This window comes from Micromonospora sp. DT63 (assembly GCF_049841615.1).
Lineage (GTDB): Bacteria > Actinomycetota > Actinomycetes > Mycobacteriales > Micromonosporaceae > Micromonospora.
Genome location: NZ_JBNCKQ010000008.1, coordinates 161707 through 176132, shown reverse-complemented (window position 1 = coordinate 176132; position 14426 = coordinate 161707). Strand labels below are relative to the sequence as shown.

The following is a 14426-nucleotide window of genomic DNA, read 5'->3' as shown; positions in this document are numbered from 1 at the left end:
CGTCGGGCCGACGGTGAGGCCGCCCGGCGTGGCCATCCGGGCGGTGAAGGACGGCTCGCCGCGCAGAGCGCCGAGGCGGCCGAGTGCGCCGAGCAAGATCGACGCCGACGCGCTCGCCAACGCCGAGGGCGCTCTGGAGCCCGGAAGTCGCCCGATCGAGTGAGCGGTGCGACCGCCGAACTCCGGAGGTCGGTCAGCGGGGGAAACGCAAGCTTTCCACGATCAGGTCGCAGCCCGCCCGCATCTGCGCCGCCGGCAGTACGCCGTGCCGACACATGATCATGAACTCGTCGGTGGCGTCGGGAACGACACCGAAGACCGTCACGTCACTGACGCCGGGCATCTCATCCATGCTCGCCATCGGCTCAGGAGGGAGCTTGTAGGAGTCGAGCCGGACGGCCTTCGCGCCGTCGAGCGTGAATCGTTGGACCGCCGGATCCGAAGGCACGATGACGGGGTCGTCGACGAGGAACAGATCCATCGGTGAGCCCTCCACCGGGTTCGGCGCTGTGATCATCAGCATGACCACGTCGCCCTCGCCCCCGCCCTTCGGCGAGACCTGGGCACAGGCCGGGTCTTCCCGTGGCGGGCAGGGGCGCGTCGTCCAGCCTGCCGGCGCGGTGAAGCTCATACGCCCGTCTGCGGTGGTGGTCCGTTCACCAGGCTTGAGCGCTGGCGTGTCATCCGACCGGCTTGCGGAGTCGATGGTCGGTCGCCAGTTCGCGAAGACCACCACGGCACCGAACGACAGCGCCAACACGCCCATGAACAGGAGCAGCCTTCGCGTCATGCCTGGACGGTAGGGGACCTTCAGATGATCGACAATCCGCCAGCGGCACGGTCTGTGCTCGCGTCTGTACCACCCTGCATGCACCGAGGCGGATGATCGTGCTCGATCCAGGATGTAGGGGCATCACCGCGCCGCTGAGAGCACTACATCCAGGATCGAGCACGATCTTGCGGGCTGTGTGCGGGTCGCGTGCGATCTTGGGCCACTGCGCGGGGGTTGAGCGCGATCTTGGGGCACTGCGCGGCGGGTCGCGTCGGGATCGGGTAGGTCGAGCGAGGTTCGCGACTCCGCAGGTCACCAGTATCACCACGTCGGCGCCGGGCGGGGGGTGCCGCTACCGCTGAACAGGCACGACATCCGAATCGGGGGCGTCGGCTCGCCGCGTTTGTCCTGCCGTGTCCGACACGACATCAGCTTTGCGTGACGCTGCAACTTCTCTCCGTTCGGGGGGTTTGATCATGAGTCCTTGACCAGACCGCCCTCGGCGACCTAGCCTCGCCATACAGGCTCACATTGCCCGACCAGCGCAGGCTAAGCGCACAACATAGATCTCGTAACAGAACAGCATCACTTTGGCCGACTCCGCGGCCTTTGGCGGCAGTTCCGGACTGGCCGGTCCGGCACTCCGCGACAACTGCACCCGGTCGCCGACGATGCCCGAGGGCACCGCCGGCGGAGAGAGCTACCCACGGCCAGCCGCTCCGGTCGGGCGTCCACAGCCGCAGGAGTGTGCCTCGGGCACAGTCGCTGCGGTCTTGACGTTCAGGGGAGGCGGCCATGGCGGGGCGGCGGCACAGGTTCACCGGTAGACCCAGCGGGGTCCCGGCATGAACGCCCTCGACGTCGTGCTTCTCGCGGCCGTCCTGATCCTCGCGGTGGTCGTGGTCGGGGCGGTGCTGGTCGGCATTCGGACACTGCGTCGGATGGGCGCGGCGCCGGCCCCGGAGGATCCCGCCTTCATCGCGGAGAAGGACCGTCAGGAACAGTCCCTGGCTGCCCTGCGCAACGCCGCCGACCAGGCGAACAGCACGATCGATGTGGCCAAGTCCGCGGCCTCCGCCGCTCGTGCCGAGGCGGCGGCGGCGAAGGCCGAGGCGAAGGCGGCCCGGGCCGAGGCCCGACGGGTGCTCGACGACGCCCGTGCCGAGGCGGACACCGTGCTGGAGCGGGCGCACAAGCAGGCCGAGGCGGACGCCGAGCAGCTGCGCACGGCGGCGCGTCGCAGCGGCGAGCGGGAGGTCGCGGTGCTCGCCGCCACGACCCGGGAGCAGGCCGCCGAGGTGGAGCGCCGGGCGGCCCGGATGGACGAGCGGGAGCGGCTGCACACCGAGGAGGTGGAGCGGTTCGCCGAGCGGGAGCGGCAGCTCACCGCGGCGAGCGCCGCCCTCGCGGCTCGGGAGTCCGCGCTCGCCCAGCGCGAGACCGAGCTGGCCGAGGTCGAGGAGCTGCGCCGCCGGGAGCTGGAGCGGGTGGCCGGTCTCACCGCCGAGTCGGCGCGGCTGGAGCTGATCGACGCGATCGAGACGCAGGCCAAGCGCGAGGCGGCGCTGCTGGTGCGCGACATCGAGTCCGACGCGCGCAGCACCGCCGAGCAGCGGGCCCGACACATCGTGGTGGACGCGATCCAGCGGGTGGCCAGCGAGCAGACCGCCGAGAGCGTGGTCAGCGTCCTGCATCTGCCGGGCGACGAGATGAAGGGCCGCATCATCGGCCGGGAGGGGCGCAACATCCGCGCCTTCGAGTCGGTGACCGGGGTCAACCTGATCATCGATGACACCCCGGAAGCGGTGCTGCTCTCCTGCTTCGACCCGGTCCGCCGCGAGGTCGGCCGGCTCACGCTGGAGAAGCTGGTGCTGGACGGACGGATCCACCCGCACCGGATCGAGGAGGTCTACGACCTGGCCCGGCAGGAGGTAGAGCAGCTCTGCCTGCGCGCCGCCGAGGACGCCCTGGTCGAGGTCGGCATCACCGAGATCCACCCGGAGCTGGTCACCCTGCTGGGTCGGCTGCGCTACCGCACCTCGTACGGGCAGAACGTGCTCAAGCACCTGGTGGAGACCGCCCACATCGCCGGCATCATGGCCGCCGAGCTGCGACTGGACGTGCCCACCATCAAGCGGTCGGCGTTCCTGCACGACATCGGCAAAGCGCTCACCCACGAGGTCGAGGGCAGCCACGCCATCATCGGCGCAGACCTGGCCCGCAAGTACGGCGAGCACGAGGACGTGGTGCACGCCATCGAGGCGCACCACAACGAGGTGCCGCCGCAGACCATCGAGGCCGTGCTCACCCAGGCCTCCGACGCCTGTTCCGGCGGTCGGCCGGGCGCGCGCCGGGAGAGCCTGGAGGCGTACGTCAAGCGCCTGGAGCGGATCGAGGAGATCGCGGCCGGGAAGCTCGGCGTGGACAAGGTCTTCGCCATGCAGGCCGGCCGGGAGATCCGGGTGATGGTCAAGCCCGACGACGTGGACGACATCGGGGCGGCCGTGCTGGCCCGCGACGTGGCCAAGCAGATCGAGGAGGAGCTGACCTACCCGGGTCAGATCCGGGTCACCGTGGTCCGCGAGTCCCGGGTCACCGAGATCGCTCGCTGATCCCGAAACAGACGACGGGCGGGTGGCTGTGGCCACCCGCCCGTCACTCGTTCCGCTGGTCCCGTCAGATCATCCGGGCGGAGTCCTCGCCGACGCTCTGGGCGGGCAGCACCTTCGCCGCCGTCCGCGGAGTGCGGCCCATCCGCTTCTGCAACCACCAGGCCAGGATCGACAGGGCGCCGCAAATGGTGATGTAGACGGCCGCCACGATCAGGTACGTCGGCACGTACGGCAGTCCGAACGGCAACCGGCCGCCGATCTGCTTCCCGGCGAACAGCAGCTCGGGGTACGTGATGATGAAGCCCAGCGCGGTGTCCTTGAGCAGCACCACGAGCTGGCTGACGATCGCCGGGAGCATCGACCGGACGGCCTGCGGCAGCAGGATGAGCCGCAGCACCTGGTTCTTGCGCAGGCCGATCGCGTACGCGCCCTCGGTCTGCCCGTACGGCACCGCGTTGATGCCGGCCCGGAAGATCTCCGCGAGGACCGAGCCGTTGTACAGCATCAGCCCGATGACCAGCGCCCACAGCTTGTCGATCGACCAGCCGTACTGCAGTGGGACGTAGTAGCCGAAGAAGATCAGGATCAGCAGCGGGATCGCCCGGAACAGCTCCACCACGAAGGTCGACGGTGCGCGCAGGATCCACTTGTCGCTCAGTCGGCCGCTGGCGAAGACCGCGCCGAAGAGCAGGGCCAGGACGGCGGCGATGCCGGCCGCCTTCAGCGTCGCCCACAGGCCGCCGAGCAGTTCGCGTTGCACCGAGGAGTACTGGAACTGCTCCCACTTGCGAGCCTCGAACTGGCCGGTGTCGTAGAACTTGTAACCGATGTAGGCGAGCAGGGCGATGATGCCGACGGTGGAGGCGACGCCCAGGATCGCGTTGCGCCGCTTGGCGCGGGGCCCGGGCAGGTCGTAGAGGATCGACGCCTGGCTCAACTCAGCCACCTTCCGTTCGCGACTGCGGGGCTCGCAAGCTCACTCCTCGCGCTCACCGCGCACCTTCCGTTCGCGACCGCGGGGCTCATCGGGCCACCCGCCACTTGCGTTCGAGGAACCGCTGCAGCGCCACCAGCGGCAGGATCAGGATCAGGAAGCCGATGGTGATCCAGAGCAGGACGGCGAACTGCGGCTCGCCCCGCTCGGCCATGTACGCCGGGATCGCGCCGGCTTCCAGCACCGAGAAGCCGGCGGCGATGGTGGTGTTCTTCAGCATCGCGATGAACACGCTCATCATCGGCGGGACCATCGCCCGCAACGCCTGCGGCAGCACGATGAGCGTGAGCACCTGACCGAAGGTCATGCCCAGCGCGCGGGCCGCCTCGGCCTGGCCCGCGGCGACCGTGTTGACGCCGGAGCGGATCACCTCGCAGACGAACGCCGAGGTGTAGACGGTCAGCGCGATGGCGGCGCTGGGGAAGTAGTCGATGTTGACGTCGAGCTTCGGCACCGCGAACACGAGGAACGCGAAGACGAGCGTCAGAGGGGTGTTGCGCACCAGGTTGACGTACGTGGCACCGAACGCCCGCAGGGCCGGCACGGGGGACACCCGCATCGCGCCGAGCAGCGTGCCGAGGACGAGGCTGCCGACCGCGGCGATCAGGAAAAGTTTGACGGTGTTGGTGAACCCGTCGACGAACAGTTGCCCGTTGTCCGTCAGTACGCGGAAGAACTCGCCCATGCCTCGCTCTCAGTCCTCGGACGGGCGCCGGACGGGGACGAGCCCCGCCCGGCGCCGCAACTCGTGTCGAGCCGGACGATCAGTACCGCTCGACCTTCGGCGGGGTGCCCGCCGAGCCGGACAGGCCGAGCGTGCCGTCGTAGATCTTCTGCCAGGTGCCGTTGGTGAAGGCGGCCTCGATCTGGTCGTTGACGTAGTCGCGCAGCGCCTTGTCGTCCTTCGGCAGGCCGATGCCGTACTTCTCGGTGCTGAACGGCTGGCCGACCACCTTCAGCTCGTCCGGGTTCTGCGCCGCGTAGCCCTTGAGGATGGCGTCGTCGGTGGTGACGGCGTCGACCTTCTTGTCGAGCAGCTGCGACACGCACTCCGAGTAGGTCTTGAACTCGACGATGTTGTTCGCCTCGGTCAGACCCTCGTCGCGGACCTTCTGGATCGGGGTCGAGCCGGTGGCCGAGCAGACCTTCTTGCCCTTGAGCGCGTCCTTGCCGGTGATCGCCGACTCGTCCTTGCGGACCAGCAGGTCCTGGCCGGCGACGAAGTACGGGCCGGCGAAGGAGATGTCGTTCTTGCGCTTGTCGGTGATCGAGTAGGTGCCGACGTAGTAGTCGACCTCACCACCCTTGATCGCGGTCTCCCGGTTGGCCGACGCGATCTCCTTGTACTCGATCTTCGCCGGGTCGACGCCGAGCGTGCTGGCCACGTACTGGGCGATCTCGATGTCGAAGCCGCACCGCTTGCCCTGGGCGTCCTTGTAGCCGAGGTTCGGCTGGTCGAACTTGACGCCGATGGAGACCTTGCCCGCCGCCTTGATCTTCTCGAAGGTCGGGCTGCCGGCGACGGCAGCGTCCGTCTTCGGGGTGAAGGTCGCGCCGGAGCTCTTGCAGGTGTCGGCCTGGGCGCCACCGGAGGCGTTCCCACCGGCGCTCGGCGTCGGCTCACCGTCCTTGCCGCAGGCCGCGGCGGACAGGGCGAGCGACGCCATCATGGCGACCGCCGCCACGCGCTTCATACGCATACTCTTCTCCTTCTTCAACGGAGCCCGCCGTTGTACGGCACGCTCCACTACGGACGCCTAGTGCGTGAGGATCTTGGAGAGGAAGTCCTTGGCCCGCTCACTGCGCGGGTTGGCGAAGAACTCCGCCGGGGAGGCGTCCTCGACGAGCTTGCCGTCGGCCATGAAGATGACCCGATTGGCGGCGTGCCGGGCGAAACCCATCTCGTGGGTGACCACGACCATCGTCATGCCGTCGCTGGCCAGCGAGGTCATCACGTCCAGCACCTCACCGACCATCTCCGGGTCCAGGGCGCTGGTCGGCTCGTCGAACAGCATCGCCTTGGGCTGCATGGCCAGGGCGCGGGCGATCGCTGCCCGCTGCTGCTGACCGCCGGAGAGCTGGGCGGGGAACTTGTCCGCCTGGTTGGCGATGCCGACCCGGTCGAGCAGGGCCAGGCCGCGCTCGCGGGCCACGGAGGCCTTCTCCTTGCGGACCTTGATCGGCCCGAGGGTGACGTTCTCCAGGATGGTCTTGTGAGCGAAGAGGTTGAAGGACTGGAAGACCATGCCCACCTCGCTGCGCAGCCTGGCGAGGGGCTTGCCCTCGGCCGGCAACGGCTGACCGTCGAAGGTGATGGTGCCGGAGTTGATCGGTTCCAGTCGGTTGATGGCGCGGCACAGCGTCGACTTGCCGGAGCCGGACGGGCCGATCACCACGACCACCTCGCCCCGACCCACCGACAGCGAGACGTCGTCCAGCACGTGCAGCGGCCCGAACCACTTGTTGACCGCGTCCAGCACGATGAGCGGTTCGCCCGTCGTCACGTCGTCCACCGTCCCTGTCGTCTCCCCGGATCGGGGTCGGTTGACCCCCGGTTGGGCAACTGTAGGCGGCGTGAAGTGGCGGAACGCAACTCAGTTGGTCACGGAGCGGTAACACCGGCCCCGATCGTTGTCGGGCGTCCGATTTCGGTCACCACCGGGCCGCAACTGTGGCGTCCGCGCGGGCTTGCCGAGATCATGGAGGGATGACGGAACCGGTACGGCTGACCCGTTACGCGCGCGGCGGTGGCTGCGCCTGCAAGATCCCGCCGGGCGAGCTGGAGGTCATGGTGGCTGGCCTTGGCCCGGCCACCGGCACCGCTGAGCTGCTGGTCGGCCTGGACCACGGCGACGACGCCGCGGTGGTCCGACTGGACGAGCGGACCGGCATCGTCAGCACCGCGGACTTCTTCACCCCGGTCGTCGACGACGCGTACGACTGGGGGCGCATCGCCGCGGCCAACGCGTTGTCCGACGTGTACGCGATGGGTGGCATCCCGCTGGTGGCGCTCAACCTGCTCTGCTGGCCGCGCGACGTGCTGCCGCTGGAGCTGGCGCGCGAGGTGCTGCGCGGCGGTCAGGACGTGGCCCGGGAGGCGGGCTGTCACCTGGCCGGTGGGCACAGCGTGGACGACGACGGCCCGAAGTACGGTCTCGCCGTCACCGGCACCGTCCGCCCGGAGGAACTGATCACTCTGGACGCCGGCCGCGCGGGAGTGCCGCTGTCGCTGACCAAACCGCTCGGGGTGGGCGTGCTCAACACCCGGCACAAGGCCACCGGTGAGACCTTCCCGGAGGCGGTCGCCTCGATGAGCGCGCTCAACCGGGACGCCGCCCGCGCGGCGGTCGCCGCCGGCATCCGGTGCGGCACCGACGTGACAGGCTTCGGCCTGCTCGGGCACGCGTCGAAGCTGGCCCGTGCCAGTCAGCTCACGGTGGCCATCGACACCGCCCGGGTCCCGTACCTGGCCGGTGCGCGGGAGGCGCTGCGCGACGGGTACGTCAGCGGCGGCAGCCGTCGCAACCTGGAGTGGGTCACCCCCTGGACGGATTTCGGCGCGGCGGACGAGGGTGAGCGGCTGCTGTTGGCCGACGCGCAGACCTCCGGCGGCCTGCTGGTCGCCGGTGAGCTGCCGGGAGCGCCGGTGGTGGGCGAGCTGCTGCCCCGCGGGGAGCACCTGGTCGTCCTGCGCTGACCGGCGCGGCGGAAAGGCCCGGTGGCGGTGCCGGGACACGCGGTCCCGGTGGTTCGGATGGCGCACGATAGCCGATAAACTGTCACCTTCCCGCTACTCCGAGCAATGCCGCTCAGGGAAATTTTGCCCGGAATGGTCACAGACCGGTAACTTGCCCCCGGCTGGGGTCATATGCCCCCCACCATCGTCAGTAAGGCCCGATCCGGAGGCCGGTGGGACGAACGCAGCGAGGAGGCGGAATGACCGAGCTGTGGAACTGGAGAATCGATCGGGTACGACCCGTGGAGGTCTACCCGGCGCTGGCCGAGGCGCTCGGTCGGGTGGTGATGCCGCTGGCAGTGGCGGATCCGGCCCGACTGCCGGCGTACGCGGTGGTGTGTGACGTCTGGCAGGCGCCGGGCGAGTTCTCGACGGTGGTCGACTGCTACGGGGTGCCCGACCGGCTCTCCGAGCACGCCAGCATCGCCGCGCTGGCCCGCCTGCTGGGCCGCAACTGCCTACTGCGCGACGACACGCTCGACGCCGGTCGGCACCTGCTCGTCGCACCGGACGGGACGGTCCGCCCGGTGCACTTCGACGTCCGGGACACCGACGACGGCGAGGTGCTCAGTCGGCACCGGCTGTGCACGCTGGGTGATCCGGGTTGCCGGGGCTGGTCGCAGTGTCACCGCTCGCGCTGGGCACCCGACACCGTCGCACCGGTGCTCGCCGCAGCCTGACGCGGCACCCAGCCAGGCGGGCCGGTGCCGGGCCGGTGCCAGGGTGAGCCGGGCCGGGGCAGGTGCCGGCCAACCCGGGCCGGTCCCCGGGGCGAGCCGGGCCGGCAGGTGCCGAGCCAACCCGGGCCGGTGTCGGTGCGCCGAAGTGGTCAGCCGCGCCCGGTGGTGGCGGCGGCCGGCCGGTCGGCGGCGCCCGACCCGCCACCCCGCACGACCAGCTGGTCGAGCAGGGTGCGGGTGGCCTCCGTCACGGCGGCCACCGCGGCCTCGAACGCGGCGGCGTTGTGCGCGGCGGGCGCCCGGAAGCCCGAGATCTTCCGGACGTACTGCAACGCCGCCGCCTCGATGTCCGCCTCGGTCACCTGCGGGGTGAACGGCTCCCGCAACGTCTTGATGCTTCGGCACATGTCGGGTCCTCCTCGGTTCGGGGTGATCCGGTCGACCCGGATACGCTGTCCTGGTCATGACTACCGCAGCGGCGGGCAGCCCGCGCACCTACCAGGTGCGCACCTACGGCTGCCAGATGAACGTGCACGACTCCGAGCGCATCTCCGGCCTGCTCGAACAGGCCGGCTACGTGCGCGCGCCCCAGGCCGACGACACCCCGGACATCGTCGTCTTCAACACCTGCGCGGTGCGGGAGAACGCGGACAACCGTCTCTACGGCAACCTCGGTCATCTGCGCCCCGTGAAGGACAAGCACCCGGGGATGCAGATCGCCGTCGGTGGTTGCCTGGCGCAGAAGGACCGCGGCGAGATCGTCCGCAGGGCGCCCTGGGTGGACGTCGTCTTCGGCACGCACAACATCGGTGCCCTGCCGGTGCTGCTGGAACGGGCCCGGCACAACGCCGCCGCCGAGGTGGAGATCCTGGAGTCGCTGGACGTCTTCCCATCCACGCTGCCGACCCGCCGCGAGTCCACGTACGCCGGCTGGGTCTCGATCTCGGTGGGCTGCAACAACACCTGCACGTTCTGCATCGTGCCCTCTCTGCGCGGCAAGGAGAAGGACCGCCGTCCTGGCGACATCCTCTCCGAGGTGCGCGCACTGGTGGACGAGGGCGTGCTGGAGGTGACCCTGCTCGGGCAGAACGTCAACTCCTACGGCGTCGAGTTCGGCGACCGGTACGCGTTCGGCAAGCTGCTGCGCGCGACAGGTGAGATCGACGGCCTGGAGCGGGTCCGGTTCACCAGCCCGCACCCGAAGGACTTCACCGACGACGTGATCGCCGCGATGGCCGAGACACCGAACGTCTGCCACTCGCTGCACATGCCGTTGCAGTCCGGCTCCGACGACGTGCTCAAGGCGATGCGCAGGTCGTACCGCTCCGAGCGGTACCTGGGGATCATCGAGAAGGTCCGCGCGGCGATGCCGGACGCGGCGATCACCACCGACATCATCGTCGGCTTCCCCGGCGAGACGGAGGCCGACTTCCAGCGCACGCTGGACGTGGTGCGCGAGGCCCGGTTCTCCTCGGCCTTCACCTTCCAGTACTCGAAGCGCCCCGGCACTCCCGCCGCGACGATGGACGGCCAGTTGCCCAAGCCTGTCGTGCAGGAGCGGTACGAGCGGCTGATCGCGGCCGTCGAGGAGATCTCCTGGGCGGAGAACAAGCGTCTGGTCGGGGAGCCCGTCGAGGTGCTGGTCGCGGTCGGCGAGGGTCGCAAGGACGAGCGGACCGGGCGGCTGTCCGGCCGGGCCCGCGACGGCCGGCTCGTCCACTTCGACGCCGGCAGTTTCGCCGGGTCGATCCGGCCCGGCGACATCGTGCACACCACCGTCACGTACGCCGCGCCGCATCACCTCAACGCGGACGGGGCGCCGCTGTCGCACCGGCGCACGCGGGCCGGCGACGCCGCCGAGGCGGGGCGCTCTCCGCGTACCCCCGGGGTGTTGTTGGGCCTGCCCACGATCGGCGCACCGGCGGTCGCGCCCGCGCCCACCGGCGGCTGCGCCGCGCACTGACCCCGGCCGGGGCCCGCCGGCACGGCGGACCCCGACCGACTCACGGTCAGACCGTGATGCGACCGGCGCCGGCGCCGGCCGTCACGACGGACTTGACGTTGCTCGCCGTGTCCAGTTGGTACGAGTACGGGATGCTGGCGACGCTGCCGCCGGTCTGCCCGGCCGGCGAGTTGACGAAGTAGTTGTTGCGGGCCACCAGGCGGCCCGGCCCGGAGTCGGCCTCACCGAGGTGGTATGTGTCGGGGACGTTCTCGAAGTAGTTGCCCTCGACGAGCACCCCGGCGTTCTCGGTGGAGGCCACGCCGTAGCCGGTGTTGGCCCGGTAGTAGTTGTTGTAGACGTGCACCGGGTTGCCGAAGCGCACCCGCGGGTTGCGCTGCTTGCTGCCGTCGAACCAGTTGTGGTGGTACGTCACGCGCAGGTGGCCGGTGTCCTGCGCGCCGTTGTCGTCGCTGTGGCCGAGCAGCATGGTCTTGTCGTGGTTGAAGACCCGGTTCCACGACACCGTGACGAAGTCCGATCCGCGCTTGATGTCGACCGCGCCGTCGTACCCGTTGCTGAAGGTGTTGTGGTCGATCCAGATGTTGGTGGCCGACTCCTGCACGTTGATCGCGTCGTCGTTCCAGTCCCGGAAGGTCAGGTTCCGGATGATGACGTTGCGGTCACCGCTGACGTTGAGTCCACAGCCGACGATCGTCGCGCCGGAGTTGCCGAGGATGGTCTTGTTCGACCGGACCCGCAGCATTCCCGAGCAGGAGATGGTGCCGGAGACGCGGATGACGGCGGAGCCGGTGGCGTTCAGTGCGCTGGTCAACGCCGAGGCGTTGGAGACGGTGGTGGCCGGGGCGCCGCCACCGCCGGTGGTGCCGCCGTTCTGGGTGGCCCAGCCGACCAGACCGGTCTGCGGCGGAACGCTGGGCGGCGACTGGCTGGGGATCGGCGGGGTGGTGGGCGGGGTTGTCGGCGTGCCCGGGGTGGTCGGGGTGGTGGTGCCGCCGGTGCACGCCACGTTGTTCAGGGTGAAGCTGGTCGGGTCCGGGTTGCTGGAGTTCCAGCTCGCGTTGAAGCCGAACGAGGTGCTGCCGTTGGTGGCCAGGGTGCCGTTGTAGTCGACGTTGGTGGCGGAGACCTGGCTGCCGCTCTGGGTGACGGTGGCGCCCCACGCCTGGCTGACCTGCTGACCGGCCCCGTACGACCAGCGCAGCGTCCAGCCGGAGACCGGGTCGCCGAGGTTGATGACGGTGACGTTGCCGGTGAATCCGCCCGGCCACTGGCTGGCGACCGAGTAGGCGACCTGGCAGCCGGCGGCCGCCTGGGCCGAGACGGCGGTCAGGAGCCCGCCGGTGACCAGGGCCGCGGTGGCTGCGGCGGTGGTGGCGAGCAGCGTCATCCGACGCTGTGGTGTGCGCATGCTGCTTCCTCTCGATGAGGCGGACGGACCGTCGCGACGCCCATGCCCGTGGGCGGCGAGGTGGCCGGGACCCACGGGGTCTCGGGTCCGCCGGTGCAGTTCGGTGAAAGCGGCTCCCGCGCTCGCGCCGACCACTACGGAGGCAAGCGCTTTCCCGATGAGAACATAGAAGGACCTGGATGTAAATGCTCGGGGTGGCCGGCGCCCCCCACGGGGGCGCCGGCCACCCTCGCGACTCAGCAGCTGGCGCCGTTGAGCTTCACGGTCGCCGGGGCGCTGGCCGTGCCGTTGGCGGTGAAGCCCACGGTGACCGAGGCCCCCGCCGCCAGCGACGGCGCGTGGCTGGGCGCGGCGGCGGTGACAGTCGTGCCCGACTGGGTGACTGTGGCGTTCCAGCCACTGCCAAGCGTCACGCCGGACGGCCAACTCCAGGTGACGGTCCACGGGTTGACCGCTGCCGTACCGGTGTTCTTGACCGTCAACTCACCCTGGAAGCCGCCCTGCCAGGCGTTGACCTGCCGGTAGGTGGCCGTGCAGGCGCCCGGAGGCGCGCTCGTCGGCCCGCCGGTCGGCCCGCCGGTCGGTCCGCCTGTCGGTCCACCCGTCGGCCCGCCGGTGGGTCCGCCACCGGACGGCGCGATCAGGTACGGCTGGAGGATCGCCTGCTTGGTGGTGTTGATGTTCGTCCAGTCGTCCAACGCGATGCCGCCGGTGTCACCCGAGTTGGGGTTCCACGACCAGTAGGTGAAGGACATGCCGGTCACCCCGGTGCCGGTGTACGCCATCAACTTCTCCAGCCACACCTTGTCCTTCGGGTCGGCCAGGGTGCTGCCGAACTCGCCCATCATGATCGGCGCGATGTTCTGCTTGTACAGGTAACCCCAGTACTTGTCCCAGATGGCCGGCAGGTTCGCCGGGTAGTCGGGGGCGTCGAACCAGGTCTGCCGGTAGACCGACGTGGCGTACTCGTGCGGCGAGTAGACCAGCCGGTTGGCCACGTTCAGCCGTACCGGGAACTGGCCGGCCTTGGACAGGTTGCCGCCCCACCAGCCGCAGTCCTCGTCGTTGCTCGGGTCGTTGTCCCACACGTTGGAGAGACCACCGCTGGGGCAGCTCACCCCCTCCACGAAGATCAACCAGTTGGGCTGGACACCGAGGATGGCGTTGCCGGCCCGCTCGGCGGCGAGCCGCCAGTCCCGCGCGGTGTCACCGCAGCCCCAGCACGCGCCGGTGGCCGCCGGGTTGGTGCCCTCGGCGTGCGGCTCGTTGTGCAGGTCCGCACCGATCACGGTGGGGTTGCCCGCGTACCGCTGGGCGAGCATCTTCCAGTCGTTGATCCACGTCGCCTCGGAGACCGTCGACGTGTACCACAGCGGCGACTGCCCGGCCGACGTCGGCCGGTGCCGGTCCAGGATGATCCGCATCCCCTTGCTGCCGGCGTAGTCGATCACCTTGTCCAGGATCTGCAACGGCGACAGCCCGATCAGGTCCGGGTTGACGAAGTCGTTGATCCCGGTGGCCGTCGCGCCCGCCTTCAGCGCGTCGTTCGAGTACGGCACCCGCAACGTGTTGTAGCCCAGCCGGGCCATCGTGTCGAGCTGCCCCCGCCACGGATTGCTCGACCAGAGCCCGTGGAAGGTCTTGTTGTCGGTCTCCATGCCGAACCAGTTGATGCCGGTCAACCGGACCGTGGCGCCGGTGCTGTCCACGATCTGACTGCCGTTCGTGTGCAGATAGCCGGTGCCGGTCCCCGCGGCGGAGGCCGGGGTGGTGCTGACGGCGGCGGCGATGAACACGCCGGCCGCGACGGTGGCGAGCGCGGTCAGCGCACCGCCGAGAGCTTTGGGACGGAACATTCGTGCTCCACTTCAAAGGCCCGGCGCCGGCCAAGGGCCGCGCGGGCGAGCTACCGTCGGCACGTCACGGCCCCTTTGGGGTACGCGGACAGTGCGCGACGGTCCATGTCACGCGGACGGGGACACTCGCGAACGCTCACCGGCCGATCCTCGACAGCGGAGCCCCGCCGTCGTCGCCCTCGTCCCGGTGGCCCTACCTGGCTCCGTCGCCCATTCTCATCAGCCCGCCTCAATGCGTCAACTGCAAGGCCCGCCGCCCAGCCCACGCCCCCGCCCAGCCCGCGCCCCCGCCCAGCCCGCCCGAGCGCGCTGCTCGGTGGCGTGCGCCGCTCGCCCGCGCACCCGCTCCGCCCGCGCACCCGCCCAGCCCCGCCCGCGGCACCCACCCGCCCGCCCGCGCAC

The 14426-nt window shown here is 70.2% G+C and carries 13 protein-coding genes; 5 read left to right on the top strand and 8 right to left on the bottom strand.

Annotation, left to right across the window (positions count from 1 at the left end; translation table 11 throughout):
- Positions 1–28 precede the first annotated feature (28 nt).
- Positions 29–163, top strand: a complete 135-nt coding sequence (locus tag ACLQ27_RS26705; RefSeq protein ID WP_357497850.1) for a hypothetical protein — start codon at positions 29–31, stop codon at positions 161–163.
- 30 nt (positions 164–193) lie between these two features.
- Here ACLQ27_RS26705 and ACLQ27_RS26700 read toward each other — a convergent pair whose 3' ends face one another.
- Complete coding sequence (locus tag ACLQ27_RS26700; RefSeq protein ID WP_425869239.1) at positions 194–790, bottom strand: hypothetical protein; 597 nt, start codon at positions 788–790, stop codon at positions 194–196.
- Between the two features lie 827 nt (positions 791–1617).
- On the opposite strand from ACLQ27_RS26700, the gene rny reads away from it, so the two are divergent.
- Complete coding sequence (rny, locus tag ACLQ27_RS26695; protein WP_425869237.1) at positions 1618–3384, top strand: ribonuclease Y; 1767 nt, start codon at positions 1618–1620, stop codon at positions 3382–3384.
- A gap of 64 nt (positions 3385–3448) precedes the next feature.
- Here rny and ACLQ27_RS26690 read toward each other — a convergent pair whose 3' ends face one another.
- From ACLQ27_RS26690 to ACLQ27_RS26675, 4 genes are all read right to left on the bottom strand, one after another.
- Positions 3449–4321, bottom strand: coding sequence for an amino acid ABC transporter permease (locus tag ACLQ27_RS26690; protein ID WP_425869235.1), 873 nt, complete (start codon positions 4319–4321; stop codon positions 3449–3451).
- A gap of 85 nt (positions 4322–4406) precedes the next feature.
- The gene (locus tag ACLQ27_RS26685) at positions 4407–5063 is read right to left on the bottom strand and encodes an amino acid ABC transporter permease (protein ID WP_234590776.1); all 657 of its coding nucleotides are present in this window, start codon (positions 5061–5063) and stop codon (positions 4407–4409) included.
- A 79-nt stretch (positions 5064–5142) separates the two neighbouring features.
- Positions 5143–6078, bottom strand: a complete 936-nt coding sequence (locus ACLQ27_RS26680; protein ID WP_357497843.1) for a glutamate ABC transporter substrate-binding protein — start codon at positions 6076–6078, stop codon at positions 5143–5145.
- A gap of 57 nt (positions 6079–6135) precedes the next feature.
- Positions 6136–6891: an amino acid ABC transporter ATP-binding protein gene (locus tag ACLQ27_RS26675; protein WP_357497840.1), complete on the bottom strand. Its 756-nt coding sequence runs from the start codon at positions 6889–6891 to the stop codon at positions 6136–6138.
- Positions 6892–7085: 194 nt separating this feature from the next.
- Here ACLQ27_RS26675 and selD point away from each other — a divergent pair, with 194 nt between their 5' ends.
- Entirely contained in the window at positions 7086–8075 is a 990-nt protein-coding gene (gene selD / locus ACLQ27_RS26670) for a selenide, water dikinase SelD (RefSeq protein ID WP_234590783.1), read from the top strand.
- Positions 8076–8314: 239 nt separating this feature from the next.
- Positions 8315–8794 (top strand): hypothetical protein, encoded by a 480-nt coding sequence (locus ACLQ27_RS26665; RefSeq protein WP_234590785.1) that lies wholly within the window; start codon positions 8315–8317, stop codon positions 8792–8794.
- Positions 8795–8943: 149 nt separating this feature from the next.
- Here the strand turns inward: ACLQ27_RS26665 and ACLQ27_RS26660 are convergent, their stop codons facing one another.
- Positions 8944–9201 carry a DUF2277 family protein gene (locus tag ACLQ27_RS26660; protein WP_425869232.1) on the bottom strand — a complete coding sequence of 86 codons (258 nt, stop codon included), beginning with the start codon at positions 9199–9201 and terminating at the stop codon, positions 8944–8946.
- Positions 9202–9257: 56 nt separating this feature from the next.
- Between ACLQ27_RS26660 and miaB the strand changes: the two genes are divergently transcribed.
- Positions 9258–10757 (top strand): tRNA (N6-isopentenyl adenosine(37)-C2)-methylthiotransferase MiaB, encoded by a 1500-nt coding sequence (gene miaB / locus ACLQ27_RS26655; protein ID WP_425869230.1) that lies wholly within the window; start codon positions 9258–9260, stop codon positions 10755–10757.
- Positions 10758–10803: 46 nt separating this feature from the next.
- Here the strand turns inward: miaB and ACLQ27_RS26650 are convergent, their stop codons facing one another.
- Positions 10804–12168 carry a cellulose binding domain-containing protein gene (locus ACLQ27_RS26650; protein WP_425869228.1) on the bottom strand — a complete coding sequence of 455 codons (1365 nt, stop codon included), beginning with the start codon at positions 12166–12168 and terminating at the stop codon, positions 10804–10806.
- A 236-nt stretch (positions 12169–12404) separates the two neighbouring features.
- Positions 12405–14024 carry a cellulase family glycosylhydrolase gene (locus tag ACLQ27_RS26645; protein ID WP_425869226.1) on the bottom strand — a complete coding sequence of 540 codons (1620 nt, stop codon included), beginning with the start codon at positions 14022–14024 and terminating at the stop codon, positions 12405–12407.
- Between the last annotated feature and the right edge of the window lie 402 nt (positions 14025–14426).